Here is a 16,868-nt window from a genome sequence, read left to right as displayed (position 1 = left end):
GGACGCAATAGAAAGGAATCACCATGAGTATGTTGGACGCTCATATCCCGCAGTTGGTTGCCTCGCAATCGGCGTTCAGCGCCAAGGCCGCGCTGCTGCGCAGCACGATCAGCCAGGCCGAGCAGGAAGCGATGTCGGCCCAGGCCTTCCACCAGGGCGAGTCCTCGGCGGCGTTCCAGGCCGCGCACGCACGGTTCGTGGAGGTCGCCGCGCGGGTCAACACGCTCCTGGATATCGCCCAGGCCAACCTCGGCGACGCCGCCGGCACCTATGTGGCCGCGGACGCGGCGGCCGCCTCCGGTTACACCGCGTTCTGACACCGCCGCTTTTAGACGCCACCAACCCGCGAAAGGACTTGTGATGTCGCAAATCATGTACAACTACCCGGCGATGTTGAGCCACGCCGCCGACATGTCGGGCTACGCCGGCACGATGCAGGGGCTCGGCGCCGACATCTCCGCCGAGCAGGCCACGCTGTCCAACGCCTGGCAAGGTGATACCGGTATGACCTACCAGGTGTGGCAGGCCCAGTGGAACCAGGCCATGGAAAGCCTGGTGCGCGCATACCAGTCGATGGCCAGCACCCACGAGGCCAACACCATGTCGATGCTGGCCCGCGACCAGGCCGAAGCCGCCAAGTGGGGCGGCTAGTTCGTGGCTGAACGAGCCTGATGGAACCAGCTCCCAACGCCGTCGAGCTGACGGTCGATCACGCGTGGTTCATCGCGGAAACGATTGGGGCGGGAAGCTTCCCGTGGGTATTGGCAATCACCTGCCCCTATCGTGACGCCGCGGAACGCAACGCGTTCCTCGACCGTCAGAGGGCGGAGCTCACCCAGATGGGCCTGGTATCAGAAGCCGGACTCATCAACCCCGCCGTCGCCGAGTGGATCAAGGTGGTGTGCTTCCCCGAGCGGTGGCTCGACCTGCGTTACGTCCCCCCCGCCAACGACACCGGTGCGGCCGGTGGCGCGGGCGAGCTGCTGCGCGGCATCGTCGCGCAGCGCGCCGGGGCCGGCGGGCGGCCGTCGACGACGGTGGTGGTGTTGCGCAGCGCGCAGCTGATCACGTTCACCGCGATGGACATCGATGACCCGCGCGCCCTGGTTCCGGTTCTCTGTGTCGGGCTGGCCCAGCGGCAACCGGCGCGGTTCGACGAGTTCAGCATGCCGACCCGGGTGGGCGCCCGCGCCGACGAGCGTCTGCGTTCCGGTGCTCCGCTCGCCGAAGTCCTTGACTACCTTGGTATTCCGCAATCGGCGCGGCCGGTGGTGGAGTCGGTGTTCAACGGGTCGCGAAGCTACGTCGAGATCGTTGCCGGCTGCCACCGCGACGGCCGGCACTCCACCACCGAGGTGGGGATGAGCATCGTGGACACAAGCGAGGGCCGGGTCCTGGTCAGCCCGTCCAGCGCGTTCGACGGCGAGTGGGTTTCGACCTTCGCGCCGGGCACGCCGTTCGCGATCGCCGTCGCGATCGAACAACTGACCGCCCAGCTGCCAGACGCCGGATGGTTCGCCGAACACCGGTTAGCACGAGACTTTTCCGCTTCAACGCGAGACTTTTCGCCTTCAACGCGAGATTTCTCCCCGTCAACACTGTCCGTCCACCACTGAAAGAAATAGAGAAGAGAGCACGATGTCCCAGGAACGGCCGCAACATTCTTCGAGGGTCCGGTGACGTCCGGAACCGTCATGCCGATCGTCCGCGTGGCAATCCTCGCGGACAGCAGGTTGACGGAAATGGCCCTGCCTGCCGAGCTGCCGCTGCGCGAAATCCTGCCCGCGGTCCAGCGTTTGGTGGTTCCGGCCACCGCGAACGGCGACGCGGAAGACGGCTCCGGCTCACGCGGCGCCGCCGAGATCGGTGGTGCCACCCAACTGAGCCTGGCGCCCATCGGCGGCGCGCCGTTCAGCCTGGACGCGAGCCTGGACACGGTCGGAGTCGTCGACGGTGACCTGCTGGCGCTGCAGCCGGTGCCGGTCGGCCCGGCCGCGCCCGGCATCGTCGAGGACATCGCCGACGCCGCCATGATTTTCTCCACCTCTCGGCTGCGGCCTTGGGGCACAACGCATATCCAGCGCGGCGCGCTGGCCGCGGCGATCGCCGTGGCCTTCCTGGCGACCGGCCTGTCGGTCACCTATCGCGTCGCCACCGGCGCACTGTCCGGGGTGGTTGCGGTCAGCGCGGTCGCGGCCCTGACCGCGATCGTCGGCCTGCTGGCCACGGCGCGCTCGGCGCGCACCGGAATGGCCCTGTCGATCGCCGCGCTGGTGCCCATCGGCGCCGCGCTGGTGCTGGCGGTGCCGGGCAGGTTCGGCCCTGCGCAGGTGATGCTGGCCGCGGCCGGTGTCACCGCGTGGTCGCTGATCGCCTTGATGGTGCCCAGCGCGCAGCGCGAGCGCATCGCCGGATTCTTCACCGCGACCGCGGTGCTGGGCGCGGCGGTGCTGCTGGCCGCGGGGGCCGAATTGCTGTGGCACGTCAAGCTGGTCGCGATCGGCTGCGGTCTGATCGTGGCCGCGCTGCTGGTCACCATCGAAGCGGCGCAGCTGTCCGCGCTGTGGGCGCGCTTCCCGCTGCCGGTCATTCCGGCGCCCGGGGATCCCACGCCGTCGGCGCCGTCGCTGCAGGTGCTCGAGGACCTGCCCCGCCGCGTGCGGATCAGCGACGCCCACCAGAGCGGCTTCATCGCCGCCGCGGTGCTGCTCACTGTCCTGGGCTCGGTGGCGATCGCGCTGCGCCCGGAGACCCTGAGCGGCGCGGGCTGGTACGTGGTGGGCGCGACCGCCGCGGCGTCGGTGCTGCGCGCCCGGGTGTGGGACTCGGCGGCGTGCAAGGCGTGGCTGCTCGCCCAGCCCTATCTGACCGCCGGCGTGCTGCTGGTGATCTACACGGCGACGGGACGCTACGGCGCCGCCCTCGGTGCGGCGCTGGTGCTGCTGGCGCTCGTGGCGGTGTGGATCGTGCTGGCGCTGAACCCGGGTATCGCTGAGCCGGAGAGCTATTCGCTTCCCGTGCGACGGCTGGTGGGCTTCGCCGCGGCCGGACTCGATGCCTCGCTGATCCCCGTCATGGCGTTTGTGGTCGGGCTGTTCAGCCTGGTGCTCAATCGATGATTCGGCCGCGGCAATATCCAGCAGCCTGCCTCGCGGCGGCGTTGGCCCTGTTGCCGGCCACCGCGACGTGGACGAGTCCGCCGGCTTTCGCGATCAGCCCGCCGACGGTCGATCCCGGCGTCCCCCCACCGAGCGGGGCGCCGGGGCCCGTGCAGCCGATGGAGCAGCGCGGACCCTGCGTCACGTCCGGCGTCATTCCGGGCAGCGATCCGGGCGCCCCCACGCCGAGCCAGTCCGCGCTGAATCTGCCGGCGGCATGGCAGTTTTCGCGCGGCGACGGCCAGCTGGTCGCGGTGCTCGACACCGGGGTGCGGCCGGGCCCGCGGCTGCCCAATGTCGAACCGGGCGGCGACTTCGTCGAGACCACCGACGGCCTGACCGACTGCGACGGACACGGAACGCTGGTCGCCGGGATCATCGCCGGCCAGCCCTCGGCTGACGACGGGTTCTCGGGCGTGGCCCCCGCGGCGCGCGTGGTGTCGATCAGGACGTCGTCGGCCAGGTTCTCCCCCCGCACGCCGGGCGGCGATCCGCTGATGGCTCGGGTGTCGTCCGAGGTCGCGACCCTCGCCCGGGCCATCGTGCACGCGGCCGACCTCGGCGCCCGGGTGATCGACGTCGGCTCGGCCACCTGCCTGCCCGTCGACCGCCCCGTCGACCAGGCCGCCCTCGGCGCCGCCGTGCGCTACGCGGCGGTGGACAAGGACGCGGTGATCGTGGCCGCCGCGGGCAACAGCGGGCCGACCGGATCGTTCGCCGGTGGGACATCCTGCGAATCCAATCCGCTCACCGACCTGAGCCGTCCGAACGATCCACGCAACTGGGCCGGCGTCACCTCGGTGTCCATCCCGTCGTTGTGGCAGCCGTACGTGCTGTCGGTGGCGTCGCTGACCCCGGAGGGCCAGCCGTCGAAATTCACCGTGGCGGGCCCCTGGGTGGGCGTCGCGGCGCCGGGCGAACGCATCGTGTCGGTCGGCAACGGTGACGGCGCGGGCCTCGCCAACGGCCTGCCCGACGACCATCAGCAACTGGTCGCCCTCAAGGGCACCAGCTACGCGGCCGGCTACGTCGCCGGCGTCGCCGCGCTGGTGCGCAGCAAGTATCCCGACCTGTCGGCCACCGCGGTGACGCACCGCATCACCGCGACCGCGCACAACGGCGCCCGTGACCCGTCCAACGTGGTGGGCGCCGGCAGCGTGGACCCGGTGGCCGCCTTGACCTGGCAATTGCCCGCCGGTGATCAGCCGAGCGGGGCGGCGGCGAAGCAGGTCGCCCTGCCTCCGGCGCCGGCGCCCGAGAACACCACACCGCGGACCGTCGCGGTGGCCGGCACCGCCGTGCTGGCCGTGCTGGTCGCCGTGGCCGGCGCGGTCACCACCATCGCCGCACGCCGTCGAAAGGACCCCACCCCGTGAGCAAGATTTCGATACCGACCCCCGGGAGCGGGCGAATCACGTTGGCGCTCTTGGCCATTGTGCCGGCGGTGATGGCCTACCCGTGGCGATCGCCCCGGGACTACTGGCTGCTCGGCATCGCGGCGGCCGTCGTGATCGTGCTGTTCGGCGCGTGGGGCGGTCTGTATTTCACCACCCTGGCGCGCCGCCGCCTGGCGATCATCGGGCGTCGCAATGCGTTCACGCCGGAGCCGCCGGCCACGGCGACCACCGTCCTGGTCCGGGTGGGCGCACCGGAGGGCGACTCCGATGTGCTGCCGCTGCCGCTGATCGCCGGCTACCTGGACCGCTACGGCATCCGGGCCGACAAGATCCGGATCACCAGCCGGGACAACGCCTCCGACGCCTCGCGGCGCGAGACCTGGATCGGGCTCACCGTGTCGGCGCCGGAGAACCTCGCCGCGCTGCGGGCCCGCTCGCCGCGGATCCCGTTGCAGGAGACCGCTCAGGTCGCGGCGCGGCGGCTGGCCGACCACCTCCGGGAGACCGGATGGGAAGCCACCGCCGTCGCACCCGACGACGTCCCCCGGCTGCTGACGTCCAACCCCCGTGAGAGATGGCGCGGGGTGCAGCGCGGCGCGTCGGATTACATTGCGGCATACGAGATCCGGGTGGACGAGGCCTTGCCGGAGACGCTGGACGCCATCCGGTCGCATTCTGCGCGCGAGACCTGCACCGCGCTGGAGATCGCCGGTGACAAGGACCACCCCGCCGTCGCCGTGGCGTGCGCCTTCCAGACCGACACCCCGCCGGACCGCAAGGCGCCGCTGGACGGGCTCACCCCGCAGCGCGGAAACCACCTGCCCGCACTGACGGCGCTGGACCTGCTGTCCACGACGCGGCTGGACGGGCACACGCCCGCGCCCGCGGACCTGCTCACCCGGCTGCACTGGCCCACCCTGGTCGGCGGGGCCCATCGGGCGTCGTCGGCGGGTACCGCGGAAGTCACCGAGACCGCCGTTACCCTCGAGGCCGCTAGAACATGACCTCCTGCAGGAACTCGGTCATCCGGCGCAGGTAGTCCAGCTGGCTCACGTGCATCACGTGGCTGCCCGGAAACCAGTGCAGCGCACAGTGATCCCAGTGGTGCCAGAGCTTGACGGCATGGTCCGGCGGCGCCATCCGGTCGCCGAGGCCGGTGATGATCATCCGGCGGTCCCGGCCGACCAGCGGCCGGTAGTTGAGCGGGCAGTGGTAGGCCAGACCGGCACCCAACTGCTCGTGGCTGATATCGGAGAGGCGCAGGCCCACCCGGACCAGCTTGTTGGCCGGGAACCATTCGTCGAACAGGGTCGCGGGAGTGACGACGGGGCAGTTGGGGATGACGGCGTCGAGCCGATCGTCGGCCGAGGCCACCAGCGCCGAGGTGTAGCCGCCCAGCGAGATGCCGGTGAGCGCGATCCGGTCGACACCGGTGTGGCGCAAATAGTCGATGATGGAACGAAAGTCGTGCACGGCCTGGGCCATCGCCTCGGCGAAGCCGCTGAGCCCGCCGGCGAAATAGCCGAAACCGCTGAAGGGTGAGAACTTTTCGGCCCGCTTGCCGTGAAACGGCAACGTAAACATCAGCACGTCGTAGCCCGCCCGGTAGTACCAGGGCAACGAAAAGAACCGACCGTTGGCCAGATACCACGACCCCATGAAGCCGTGGATCACGCACAGCGTGGGCCGCGGTCCGTCGTCGTGGCGCCAATGCTGCGCGCGCACCGTGTTGTTGGACCCCCACGCGCTCCAACGCGCACGCATCGCGGGGTTGATCGCGGTGAAGCTGCTGGGGAACGCGATGTTGTCGACCGTGCCGCGCGCGACCCACTCCGCCAGCGGGCTGGCCCGCCGCGAGGTCACCCGCGGCAACTCCGTGGGCGGCGGAAAGGACTGCGCGGGATCTCCCGCCGCGCCCAGCTCGGCGTAGAAGTCGAGGTTGCTCCGCTCGGTCGCGGTGTCGGGTTGCCGCAGGGCGCCCGCGACCACGAACGGCGCCACCGTGGTGGTGAGCAACGAGGCCACCCAGGTGCGCAGGGCCAGATCGCCGAGGGCCGATGCCTCGACTACCATTCGCTGACGGGGCGACAACGCCGAGTGGGGGGGTAATCCGCCGGCGCCGGCCGGCACATCGGCGCCGGGAACGTCGGGAACGGGAATGGGCGGGTCGATCGGATCCATGTCGGGCGCCACGAACGCCGATGGTAGCCGGGCGGGCTCGCGCTTCCAGGGCGTTTCACCGGTTTCCGTCGCTACGGTCTTTTCCCGGGACCACCGCGGTGGTGCAGGGGCACCATAGGAGTAATACGGTTTGCTATCAGCCGGCTAGCGACGACGCGTTGATCAGGAGGACCGACATGTGGGACCCGGACGTCTACCTGGCCTTTGCCGACCACCGCGGCCGGCCGTTCTACGATCTGCTGTCGCGGGTGGGCGCCGAGCAGGCGCGCCGCGTCGTCGATCTCGGCTGCGGGCCCGGGCACCTGACGAAGTACCTGGGCCGGCGCTGGCCGGACGCGATGATCGAGGCGGTGGACAGCTCCCCGGAGATGGTGGCCGCCGCCAAGGAACGCGGCATCGACGCCGTCACCGGCGACCTGCGCGACTGGAAGCCCCAACCGGACACCGACGTGGTGGTCAGCAACGCGGCGCTGCACTGGGTGCCCGAGCATGCCGACCTGCTGCTGCGGTGGGCGGGGGAGCTGGCGCCCGGATCGTGGATCGGGGTGCAGATGCCGGGCAACTTCGAGTCCCCGTCGTACGCGGCGGTGCGGGCGCTGGCCCGCCGCGAGCCGTACGCGAAATTGCTGCGCGACATACCTTTTCGCGTCGGCGCGGTGGTTCAGCCGCCCGCGCACTACGCCAACTTGCTGCTCGACGCGGGATGCAGGGTCGACGTCTGGGAGACCACCTATCTGCATCAGCTGACCGGCGAGCACCCGGTGCTGGAATGGATCACCGGCACGGCGCTGGTCCCGGTGCGCGAGCGGCTCGACGGCGACACCTGGGAGCAGTTCCGCGAGGAGCTGATTCCGCTGCTGTCCGACGCCTATCCGCCGCGGTCCGACGGGACGACGATCTTCCCGTTCCGGCGGGTGTTCGTCGTCGCCGTGGTGGGCGGAGCGGGCCGCGCGTAGCGGGTCGCCACCATCGGACGAGCGGCGACTATCGCTGCGCGGGCCCGCCTTCTTCGATGCCCCGGTCCGCGGCGATGGCCGACCGTGGGGTCGGCTTGGTGCCGTGATGAATCTGCAGGTACGTCTCGGTGTACCGCGCGGCGATGCGGGTTCCGGCGAACTCCGAGGGGATGACGTCACCGGTGCGCTGACGCCAATCATGCAGCAGGACGGCGAGATTGGCCGCGACGTCGTCGACGTCCGCGCCGTCGTCGGCCAGCAGGTTGGTGGTTTCGGTGGGATCGGCGCGCAGATCGTAGAGTTCGCGCTCGGGCCGCGGCGCGGTGACGAGCGGCGCCACGACCACCCCGGACGGGCTTTCCTCGATGTCCCAGGGCAGATCCAGCAGCGGGCGCGACGCGTAATTCTCGATGTAGCTGTAGTCCTTGGTGCGAATCGCGCGAATCGGATCGAACGAGTCGTGGTAGGTCTTCATCGTGTACACCTCGTCGCGCACCGGCGCGGTGGGCGGGTCCGGCTCCAGCAGCACGCCCGCGTGTGACACACCGTCGACGTCGGCCGGGGCGTCGATTCCCAACAGCCCCAACAGCGTTGGCACCAGGTCGACGGCGCTGAACAGTTCGTCGTAGACGCGCGGTGGCACGGACCGGTTGGTGGGCGGGCGGATGATCATGCCGATGCCGGTCCCGGCGTCGTACAGCGTGGATTTCGCCCGGGGGAACGCCGGTCCGTGATCGGTGAAGAACACCACCCAGGTGGTGGCGTCCAACCCGGTGTCCGCCAGCGTGTCCAGCAACCGCCCGACGGCGGCGTCGGCCGCGCTGATGGCCCCGTAGAAGGCGGCCAGGTCGCCGCGCACCTGGGGGGTGTCGGGCAGGTAGTCGGGCAGGTCGACGTCGGCGCTGTTCGCCGGGGAGTATCGGTCCTCGGGGTAGGGGCGGTGTGTCTCGAAAAAGCCGGCGGTCAACAGAAAGGGTTGTCCCACAAGGCCGTCGGCGCTTTGCCGCAGCCACTCGTCGGCCTTGTCGGCGACGTAGTCACAGTAGGAGTTCGACACGTCGAACTCGTCGAACCCCAGCCGCTTCGGGTAGGAGGTCTCGTGTTGCATACCGAAAAGCGCCGAATACCAACCCGATTCGGACAGGATCTGGGGGAGGGTCCGGATTCCGCTGCGGTATTCCCAGCCGTGGTGGGCCAGACCGATCAGGCCGTTGGATTGCGGATAACGCCCGGTGAACAGCGATCCGCGCGACGGCGAGCACAGCGGCGCGGTGGCGTGCGCCCGGGTGAACAGGATGCCCTCGGCCGCAAGGCGGTCCATTCGCGGGCTCGATACGTCCGGGTGGCCGTAGGCGCCGAGGTAGCGCCCCAGGTCGTGCCAGTGCACGATCAGCACGTTGTCCTTGCGGCGCGGGTCGTCCTTGCTGTCCGCGGCTTCGCCCGGCGTCAATTGCGTCACCTCTCACCTTGCCTTGCGACCGGCGACGATACCGCAACGGCCTGCGACGATCCCCGCCGCGTCGGCGAGTCAGGGTGACAGGAGGCGGCCCCATCGGTTCTCGCAGACGAACTCCGACAGCGGCCGCGCCACCGCCCAGCCGTCCAGTTCGAGCGCCGGCCGGTCGGGGAATGCGGGCACCGGCCCCAGGCACAGGATGGCCACCGGCTCCGCGCCGTCCGGCATGTCCAGCAGCGAGGCCAGCCGCCGCGGATCGAACAGCGACACCCAACCCATGCCGAGGCCTTCGGAACGCGCTGCCAGCCACAGATTCTGGATGGCGCACGACACCGACGCCAGGTCCATCTGCGGCAGGGTCCGCCGCCCGAACACGTGCTTGTCACGGTCGTCGCCCAGCGCCACCACGAAAAGTTCGGCGCAATCGAGGATGCCCTCCACCTTGAGCGCCAGGAATTCGTCGGCCCGCTCGCCCAGCGCGGCAGCGGTGCGCGGGCGTTCCTCGTCGACGAGTGCGTGGATCCGGCGCCGCAGCGCCGGGTCGGTGATCCGGATGAACCGCCACGGCTGCATCAGCCCCACGCTGGGCGCCGCGTGCGCGGCCTCCAGCAGGCGCGCCAGCACCTCCTCGTCCACCGCCGCGCCGGGAACGAACCGGCGCATGTCACGGCGCTCCGCGATGACGCGATAGACGGCCCGCCGCTCCTGCGGGCTGAATGCCTCATCGGTCACATCAGCCATCGTAGGAAATCCGCATTAGCGTGGACCGTGTCCTGAAGGGAGTGTCCCCGTGAAGCCGTCCGATGTACTCGAGCAGCTCGCCGCCGATCCCGCCGCCGGCCGCACCTATGGCGAGCCCTATCAGACCCCCGACGGCACCACCGTCATCGTGGTGGCCAAACCGCTGGGGGTCTTCGCCGTCCGCAACGGCCAGGCCTCCTGGACGCCGGCCGTGGACGGGAATCGCCTCGCGCTGATCGGGGTGCTCACCGGCCTGCTGGCCGCGGTGATCGGCAGCCTGGCGGTGCTGCGGCAGCCGCCGTGGCCGCGGATCACGATCAGGGACTATAGGTAACTCCGACCGCCCGGAACACGTACTCCGGCGGCATGTCGAACGCCAACGACCGGCGCGGCAGGCGGTCGAGGACCTCGGCCGGGATCGCGACCTTGTAGTGCAGCGACAACTCGCCGCTGAATTTTTCGTCGACCCGGGAGACATCGACGTCGACCTGCAGGCCGGTCGACGAGATCTCCACCTTCGCCGCACCGGTCTGCGGCGCGTTCCAGCACACGTTGACCGTCGGCCCGGCCAGCCGCGGCAGCATGGACAGCGTCGCCAGCACCCGCTCCGAGGTGAACGCCACCGACCCCGTGTAGCTCGCGACGCCGTGCGGCAACCGCACCCCGGGGATGGTGCCGCTGAATCGCCGGGTCACCGCGACGTAATCGGCAAGGTAGGTAAGGCCTTCCGATTCGACCTGGGCGTGCAGCTCGTCGGGCAGCTTGCCGATGCCGAACAATCTGCGGACAAAGACGGCCATACCGCCAGTATGACTGCGCGCGCGGCTCCGTGGGGCGGGCGCATGGCCGGCGCCGCGGCCGTGCTGGTATCGGTGGGTGATGATCCGCCCGAGGACGCCGCTGGCCGCCGGGATCGCCGCGCTGGCCGCGGCGGTCTACGCGCTCATGTGGGTGGGCTACCGCCAGCAGTGGACGTGGCTGTACCGCGTGGACTGGTCGCTGCTGGACGCGGCGCGCGCGCTCGCGATCAAGCACCCGTCGTGGCTGCGGTTCGCCGAATCGGTGTCGTTCGTGCTGGGCCCGGGTGCGCTGGCGGTGCTGGGGATCGCGGCGACGGTGTGCGCCCTGGTGATGCGCCGCCTGCGGGCCGCGCTGGTGCTGTTGCTCGCGTGCGCGCCGTGCAACGAGTTCGCGACGGCGGCGGCCAAGGCGCTGGCCAACCGCCCACGGCCGCCGACCATGCTGGTCGCGGCGGCCGGCACCTCGTTTCCGTCCGGTCATGCGCTCGAAGCGACCGCCGGGCTACTCGCGATGCTGTCATTCGCGCTGCCGATGATGAACCGCGCGACGCGCCGCGTCGCGGTCGCCGCGGTGGCGGTGGCGCTGCCGGCGGTCGGCGTCTCGCGGGTGGCGCTGAACGTGCATTACCCGTCCGACGTGCTGGCCGGCTGGTCGCTGGGATACCCGTATTTTTTGGTGTGCCTCTGGGTTTTTCGTCCCCCGGCTCCCGACCGCTCGAGCTAAAGCCCTGTCGCGGTGGGCATTTGGTCACGGCGCGGTGACCTAACTGCGGCTAAAGCTTTACTTGACCCTAAGGACGCGCGGGTCGGACGATGGAGTGCATGCACCGACTGCTCACGTCACTGTGCGCTGCGGCGTGCGTGATATTCGCCTCGGTGGTGCTCGCGCCGATCAGCGCGGCCGCCGGCGCTCCCTGGTTCGCGAACGCGGTCGGCAATGCGACACAGGTGGTTTCGGTGGTCAGCACCGGCGGCTCGAACGCGGCGATGGAGATCTTCCAGCGCACCGGCACCGGCTGGCAGTCGCTGCGTTCCGGCATCCCCACCCACGTCGGCTCGGCGGGGATGGCGCCGCAGGCCAAGAGCGGCGTTCCGGCCACCCCGATGGGCGTCTACACCCTGGACTCCGCCTTCGGCACCGCGCCGAACCCCGGCACCGGGCTGCCCTACACACAGGTGTCCGGGCCCAACTATTGGTGGAGCGGCGACGACCACAGCGCCACGTTCAACTCGATGCAGGTGTGCCAGAAGGCCCAGTGCCCGTTCAACACCGCCGAAAGCGAGAACCTGCAAATCCCGCAGTACAAGCACGCGGTCGTGATGGGTGTCAACAAGAACAAGACACCGGGCGGGGGTGCGGCGTTCTTCTTCCACACCACCGACGGCAAACCCACCGAGGGATGCGTGGCCGTCGACGACGCTCAGCTGGTGTCGATCATGAAATGGCTGCGGCCCGGCGCGGTCATCGCCATCACGAAGTAGCGCCTCAGTCGGTGGCGACCGCGCGACCGGGCTTGAGCGTGAAGTTCATGCCCTCCAAAGACATTGTGGCGTCATAGGTTCGGTCGTAGCCGGTGCCGCTGATCTTCCAGCCGGCATCCGTGCGGCGGTAGGTGTCGCGGTAGAAGGCCGCCCCGATCAACATGAAGTTGAGATCGGCGACCATCACCCGGTCCTGCAGATACCAACTGCCCGTGGCGGTGTCGCCGGTGACGGTGATGTCCGGATGCGTCACCCGGTGTTCGGTGATGACGTTCGCCGGCAGCGACGTCCGCATGTACTCCACCAAGTCGGCGCGATTGGTGAAGTGCAGCTCGTTGCCGATCGAGGGCCCGTAATCGGCCTTGATGTCCTCAGCCAGGGTGTCGGCGAAGTCATCCCAATGCTTGGTGTCCAGCGCGCGCAGATACCGGTATTTGACTTGCTTGATCGCTTCGATATCGGCCAGATCGTCGAGGGTCATCCCGTCATTGCAGCACACGCTGGTGAGCCGTTCGCTTTCGCATCGAAGAGCCGGCGGGTCAAGTGTCGCGGTCGGCGAGGTAGGTGGTGACCATGTCGATGAGGGCCCGCCGCTCCAGGCTCCAATCGACGGCGGTGCCGGTGACCATCTGCGCCAGCACCACACCGCGCAGCGTGGCCCAAATGACTTCGGCCACACCGGCATGCGCGGGCTCGGTGGTGATCAACCGCCCCAGTTGGCCGATCGCGGTGTTCATGTCGAGCAGGTGTCGCCGCGACGACGGGTCGGGGCCGCCGCGCGTCTCGCGCAGGATTTCGAAGGCGGCCATCGACGTCGGGCTGCTGTAGCAGCTCCAGGCGGTGTCGACGACGACCTCGATGCGCCTCCGCAGCGGTAGCTCGCTGACGTCGGCCGACGACAGGCTGTCCACCAGCCGGGCCACCCCGTCGTCCACCACGGCCATCAGCAGGCCGTTGCGGTCCCCGAAGTGGTACTGGATCACCCCCCACGTCACGCCCGCGCGTTCGGCGACGTGCTTGGCCGTGGCGGCGGAGAATCCCTCCTCCACGATGCAGCGGACCGTCTCCTCGATGATCTTCGCCCGGGTGTCATCGCCGCGCTTGCGGGGCGCGGTGGTTCGCCGGGTGGGGCCGACGGGGCGACCGGGCGTCTGGCCAGCAACAATGGGCATTGTTGACTTTATAACATAGCCAAGTCTATTTTTGGGGCGTGAGCAGCCCCTCGCGATACGCGCAATTGTCCCGCGACGAGCTCGTCGTTCTGGTTCCCGAACTGCTGCTGATCGGACAGCTGATCGACCGGTCCGGGATGGCCTGGTGCATTTCCTCGTTCGGTCGCGACGAGATGGTGCAGATCGCCATCGAGGAATGGGCGGGCGCCAGCCCGATCTACACCAGGCGCATGCAGAAAGCGCTGAACTACGAGGGCAACGACGTGCCAACGATTTTCAAGGGCCTGCAGCTCGATATCGGCGCGCCACCGCAATTCATGGACTTCCGCTACACCGTCCACGACCGGTGGCACGGCGAATTCCAGCTCGACCACTGCGGCGCCCTGCTCGACGTGGAGCCGATGGGCGAACAGTACGTGTTCGGGATGTGCCACACCATCGAGGACCCGACCTTCGACGCCACCGCGATCGCGACCAACCCGCGCGCGCAGGTACGCCCCATCCACCGGCCACCGCGAACGCCGGCGGACCGGCATCCGCACTGCGCGTGGACCGTCATCATCGACGAGTCCTACCCCGAGGCACAGGCCATCCCGGCCCTGGACATCGTCAGCCAAACCCGCGCCGCGACATGGGAACTCGATCCCATCGATCGCTCGGACGAGGGGCAGGCGGATTACTCGGGTCCGTTGCTGTCCGATTTCGACTTCGCCGCCTTCTCCCATTCGGCGCTGGTCCGGATGGCCGATGAGGTGTGCCTGCAGATGCACCTGCTGTACCTGTCGTTCGCGATCGCGGTGGCCGCGCGTGCCGCCAACGACGAGGAAGCCGTCGGCGTGTGTACCCGCGGCCTGATCGGCATCGCGGGCGTGGCCGCCGAACGCATCCACCGCGCGCTGAAGCTTCCGGGCGGGATCGACGGCGTGCGCCGCGTGCTCGAGTTGCACCCGCTGCTGAACCCCGCGGGCTACGTTGTCGCCGAGGCGGAGTCCAACCGGCTGCACGTCCGCCCGTCGCCGGCCCATGACGACCGCTCCTGGATCTCGCTGTGCTCGCCGAAATCCACGCAGCCGCTGCAGGCGATCGCCACCGCGGTGGAACCGCGCGTCGAGGTTCGAGTTAGCGGAACGGCCACCGACTGGACGGCGGAACTGGTCGAAACCGACTCGCCTACCGAGGAACTGCCAGAGGTTTCGGTGGTCAGGGTCAGCGGCGGAACGACCTTCCAGTTCGAGCCCAGGCGTTCGCTGCCGCTGACCGTGTTGTAACAAAAGGCTTCTTGTCAAGGGGTTTTCGGTACCGCTTCGGTGTCGCAACCGCATCGAGCGGATACCAATGACATTGCGAAGCATCGGCTTTGGGCGTGTCCGAGGCTATGGTTAACGCTGGCCACCGACCCCTATAGACGAAGGTTTTCGCTCTATGTACGACCCACTTGGGTTGTCGATCGGGACCACGAACCTGGTCGCTGCGCGTAATGGAAGCCCACCGGTTAGCCGCCGGTGCGTGCTCACCCTTTATCCGCACTGTGCACCGAAAATTGGTGTGCCCGAAGAGAATCCGCCGCTAGCCGAGCCGGGCGTGCCGATGAAGAACTTCATCGAGCGCATCGGGGATTCGGTCGCGCTGGTCTCGCCCGACGGTTCTGCGCATGACCCGGAGCTGTTGACGGTGGAGGCCCTGGACGCGATGGTGCTCGCCGCCGGCGCGGATGCGGCGTCTTCGGAGATCTCCATCGCCGTTCCCGCGCATTGGAAACCCAGCACGGTGCAGTCGCTGCGCGACGCCTTGCGCACCCATGTGGGTTTCGTCCGAAGCGGGATGGCGCCCTGCCTGGTCTCGGATGCGATCGCGTCGTTGACCGCGGTGAAATCCGAGCTCGGCCTGCCCGACGAGGGCGTGGTCGGACTGCTCGACTTCGGCGGCAGCGGCACGTCGGCCACGCTGGTGAACGTCGCCGGTGACTTCGAACTCGTCAGCGCCACAATGCGGTACGCCGCGTTGTCCGGAGAGGAGATCGACCAGGAGTTGCAGCTGCGCGCCTTCGAGGAGCTGGGCCACGGCAGCGGCCTGGACCCGGGCAGCACCGCCGGCGTCGGCCAGCTCGGCGAACTCAGGGAACAGTGCCGCGCGGCCAAGGAGCGGCTGTCGGTCGAGATGGCCACCGACATCGTCGCCGAGCTGGGCGGGCGCAGTTGCAGCCTGACGGTGACGCAGGATGACCTCGAAGAGCTGATCCAGGATCGGCTGACCGGCTTCATCTATGCCTTCGACGACATGCTGGTGCGCTACCGCAAGAACTGGTCGGACCTCGTGGCGGTGGTCACGGTCGGCGGCGGCGCGCGCATTCCGCTTGTGACCGAACGGCTTTCGATGCACGGACGCACGCCGATCCTGACCCCGTCGCAACCGGCTTTCGCGGCGGCCTCCGGGGCGCTGATCCTGGCTTCCCGCGGGGAGGAGCTGGATCTGCGGACCCGCACATCGATCGGGCTGCTCGCGGCGGCCGACGCCGCCGGCGACGTCGTGGACCTCGGCGCCGGCGATGTGCTGGTGATCGACGACGAGGCGCTCACGGATCGCGAGCTGGCGTGGTCGCAGACCGACGACCCCGGCGACCTGCGGATGCGATTCGGCGGCGAAACCTACGACGAGGACGGTCCGGCCGGCTGGTCGATGCGGCTCAACGTCATCGACCCACCCCGGGAACGCCGGCCGTGGCGGCGCCTTCGGTTCTCCCAGTTGATCATCGGGATGTCGGCGGTGGTCGCCATGACCGCCGTCGGCGGCGTGGCCTACACGCTGACCGGGATCGAAAACCGTCAGGCCCCGCCCGCGCCCTCGGTCGCGCCACCGGCGGCGCCGTCGGTCAAGCCCGCGGCGCCACCTCCGGCCGCCCCGCCGCCCACCGCGGTGCCGCCGCCCCCGCCGCCGAGTGCGCAACCCATCCCCAGTCCGGCGCCGCCGCCCGAACCGCCGCCCCCGCCGCCGTCGCCACCGCCACCGCCTCCGGTCGTGGTGACCACCGCGCCGCCGGCGCCGGTCTACACCCCGCGGCACACGGCGCCGCCGACGACGACCGCGCCGCCGCAGCCGACGGTCACCACCACGGTGCCGCCCCCACCGACGGCCACGACGACACCGCCGCCGCCTGTCACGAGTGAGGCGCCGGTCACCACCAGCACCACGACGACGGTGCCGATGACGACGGAGTGGATCCACGTCCCGCTGCTGCCGGTGCCGATACCGATCCAGGTTCCGCAGAAGCAGGCTCCCGCGACTCCGCAATACCCGCAGTACCCGCAATACCCGTCGAACGAGTATCCGCAGTATCAGCCGTATCCGGGGAACGAGTATCCGCAGTATCCGGGGAGCTCCCAGAATCCCTACTTCGGCCCGGGTTATTAGCGTCCTTCCTGCTTAGGCAGTCCGTCTGCGCGGTCACGCCCGGGCGGGTAACGTTTGTGTCACCAAGTTCGGACGGGGTTTCCCGTCATGCCCTCGTCGAGGGGGCGTTCGAAAGAC

The 16,868-nt window shown here is 69.5% G+C and carries 18 protein-coding genes; 12 read left to right on the top strand and 6 right to left on the bottom strand.

The genetic code is table 11. The annotated features are described in order from the left end of the window. Window positions 1–23: 23 nt before the first annotated feature. The 6 genes from esxG (at window position 24) to eccE (ending at window position 5,559) form a co-directional block, all read left to right on the top strand. Window positions 24–317: a type VII secretion system protein EsxG gene (gene esxG / locus AC0KS4_RS22860; RefSeq protein WP_008261664.1), complete on the top strand. Its 294-nt coding sequence runs from the start codon at window positions 24–26 to the stop codon at window positions 315–317. A 43-nt stretch (window positions 318–360) separates the two neighbouring features. Beyond that, on the top strand, window positions 361–651 hold the full coding sequence (locus AC0KS4_RS22855; protein ID WP_008261663.1) for a WXG100 family type VII secretion target: 291 nt from the start codon (window positions 361–363) through the stop codon (window positions 649–651). Between the two features lie 20 nt (window positions 652–671). Continuing rightward, the gene (locus AC0KS4_RS22850; RefSeq protein WP_238957035.1) at window positions 672–1,616 is read left to right on the top strand and encodes an ESX secretion-associated protein EspG; all 945 of its coding nucleotides are present in this window, start codon (window positions 672–674) and stop codon (window positions 1,614–1,616) included. A 78-nt stretch (window positions 1,617–1,694) separates the two neighbouring features. Further along, window positions 1,695–3,119, top strand: a complete 1,425-nt coding sequence (gene eccD, locus AC0KS4_RS22845) for a type VII secretion integral membrane protein EccD (RefSeq protein ID WP_225330338.1) — start codon at window positions 1,695–1,697, stop codon at window positions 3,117–3,119. After that, window positions 3,116–4,534 (top strand): type VII secretion-associated serine protease mycosin, encoded by a 1,419-nt coding sequence (gene mycP / locus AC0KS4_RS22840; protein WP_225330335.1) that lies wholly within the window; start codon window positions 3,116–3,118, stop codon window positions 4,532–4,534. Before eccD ends, mycP begins: the two co-directional genes overlap by 4 nt. Then, window positions 4,531–5,559: a type VII secretion protein EccE gene (eccE, locus tag AC0KS4_RS22835; protein ID WP_225330334.1), complete on the top strand. Its 1,029-nt coding sequence runs from the start codon at window positions 4,531–4,533 to the stop codon at window positions 5,557–5,559. Before mycP ends, eccE begins: the two co-directional genes overlap by 4 nt. On the opposite strand, the gene AC0KS4_RS22830 is transcribed toward eccE, so the two are convergent. Beyond that, window positions 5,549–6,736, bottom strand: coding sequence for an alpha/beta hydrolase family protein (locus AC0KS4_RS22830; protein ID WP_225330337.1), 1,188 nt, complete (start codon window positions 6,734–6,736; stop codon window positions 5,549–5,551). The two genes, eccE and AC0KS4_RS22830, sit on opposite strands and share 11 nt — an antisense overlap. A gap of 176 nt (window positions 6,737–6,912) precedes the next feature. Here AC0KS4_RS22830 and AC0KS4_RS22825 point away from each other — a divergent pair, with 176 nt between their 5' ends. After that, window positions 6,913–7,692: a trans-aconitate 2-methyltransferase gene (locus AC0KS4_RS22825; RefSeq protein WP_225330333.1), complete on the top strand. Its 780-nt coding sequence runs from the start codon at window positions 6,913–6,915 to the stop codon at window positions 7,690–7,692. A 28-nt stretch (window positions 7,693–7,720) separates the two neighbouring features. On the opposite strand, the gene AC0KS4_RS22820 is transcribed toward AC0KS4_RS22825, so the two are convergent. Both AC0KS4_RS22820 and bluB read right to left on the bottom strand, forming a co-directional pair. After that, entirely contained in the window at window positions 7,721–9,151 is a 1,431-nt protein-coding gene (locus AC0KS4_RS22820) for a sulfatase family protein (RefSeq protein WP_225330332.1), read from the bottom strand. A gap of 69 nt (window positions 9,152–9,220) precedes the next feature. Beyond that, complete coding sequence (bluB, locus tag AC0KS4_RS22815) at window positions 9,221–9,889, bottom strand: 5,6-dimethylbenzimidazole synthase (protein WP_472408532.1); 669 nt, start codon at window positions 9,887–9,889, stop codon at window positions 9,221–9,223. 49 nt (window positions 9,890–9,938) lie between these two features. Between bluB and AC0KS4_RS22810 the strand changes: the two genes are divergently transcribed. Beyond that, window positions 9,939–10,223: a hypothetical protein gene (locus AC0KS4_RS22810; protein WP_225330330.1), complete on the top strand. Its 285-nt coding sequence runs from the start codon at window positions 9,939–9,941 to the stop codon at window positions 10,221–10,223. On the opposite strand, the gene AC0KS4_RS22805 is transcribed toward AC0KS4_RS22810, so the two are convergent. Beyond that, window positions 10,207–10,689, bottom strand: a complete 483-nt coding sequence (locus tag AC0KS4_RS22805; protein WP_225330329.1) for a hypothetical protein — start codon at window positions 10,687–10,689, stop codon at window positions 10,207–10,209. The genes AC0KS4_RS22810 and AC0KS4_RS22805 overlap by 17 nt on opposite strands. Window positions 10,690–10,768: 79 nt before the next feature. Here AC0KS4_RS22805 and AC0KS4_RS22800 point away from each other — a divergent pair, with 79 nt between their 5' ends. Further along, window positions 10,769–11,413 (top strand): phosphatase PAP2 family protein, encoded by a 645-nt coding sequence (locus AC0KS4_RS22800; protein WP_238957034.1) that lies wholly within the window; start codon window positions 10,769–10,771, stop codon window positions 11,411–11,413. Between the two features lie 98 nt (window positions 11,414–11,511). Next, window positions 11,512–12,171: a L,D-transpeptidase family protein gene (locus tag AC0KS4_RS22795; RefSeq protein WP_225330327.1), complete on the top strand. Its 660-nt coding sequence runs from the start codon at window positions 11,512–11,514 to the stop codon at window positions 12,169–12,171. 4 nt (window positions 12,172–12,175) lie between these two features. On the opposite strand, the gene AC0KS4_RS22790 is transcribed toward AC0KS4_RS22795, so the two are convergent. Further along, window positions 12,176–12,670 carry a nuclear transport factor 2 family protein gene (locus AC0KS4_RS22790; protein WP_225330326.1) on the bottom strand — a complete coding sequence of 165 codons (495 nt, stop codon included), beginning with the start codon at window positions 12,668–12,670 and terminating at the stop codon, window positions 12,176–12,178. Between the two features lie 40 nt (window positions 12,671–12,710). Continuing rightward, on the bottom strand, window positions 12,711–13,343 hold the full coding sequence (locus AC0KS4_RS22785) for a TetR/AcrR family transcriptional regulator (RefSeq protein ID WP_225330325.1): 633 nt from the start codon (window positions 13,341–13,343) through the stop codon (window positions 12,711–12,713). A 38-nt stretch (window positions 13,344–13,381) separates the two neighbouring features. On the opposite strand from AC0KS4_RS22785, the gene AC0KS4_RS22780 reads away from it, so the two are divergent. Together AC0KS4_RS22780 and AC0KS4_RS22775 are read left to right on the top strand one after the other, a co-directional pair. Further along, on the top strand, window positions 13,382–14,611 hold the full coding sequence (locus AC0KS4_RS22780) for a hypothetical protein (RefSeq protein ID WP_225330324.1): 1,230 nt from the start codon (window positions 13,382–13,384) through the stop codon (window positions 14,609–14,611). A gap of 154 nt (window positions 14,612–14,765) precedes the next feature. Further along, window positions 14,766–16,751 carry an Hsp70 family protein gene (locus AC0KS4_RS22775; RefSeq protein WP_225341305.1) on the top strand — a complete coding sequence of 662 codons (1,986 nt, stop codon included), beginning with the start codon at window positions 14,766–14,768 and terminating at the stop codon, window positions 16,749–16,751. Window positions 16,752–16,868: the final 117 nt, after the last annotated feature.

The sequence above is a fragment of the Mycobacterium sp. NTMscope_MAC_12 genome (genome assembly GCF_976985675.1).
The sequence above is the reverse complement of the archived record's forward strand: the minus strand, read 5'-3'. Positions and strand labels throughout refer to the sequence as shown.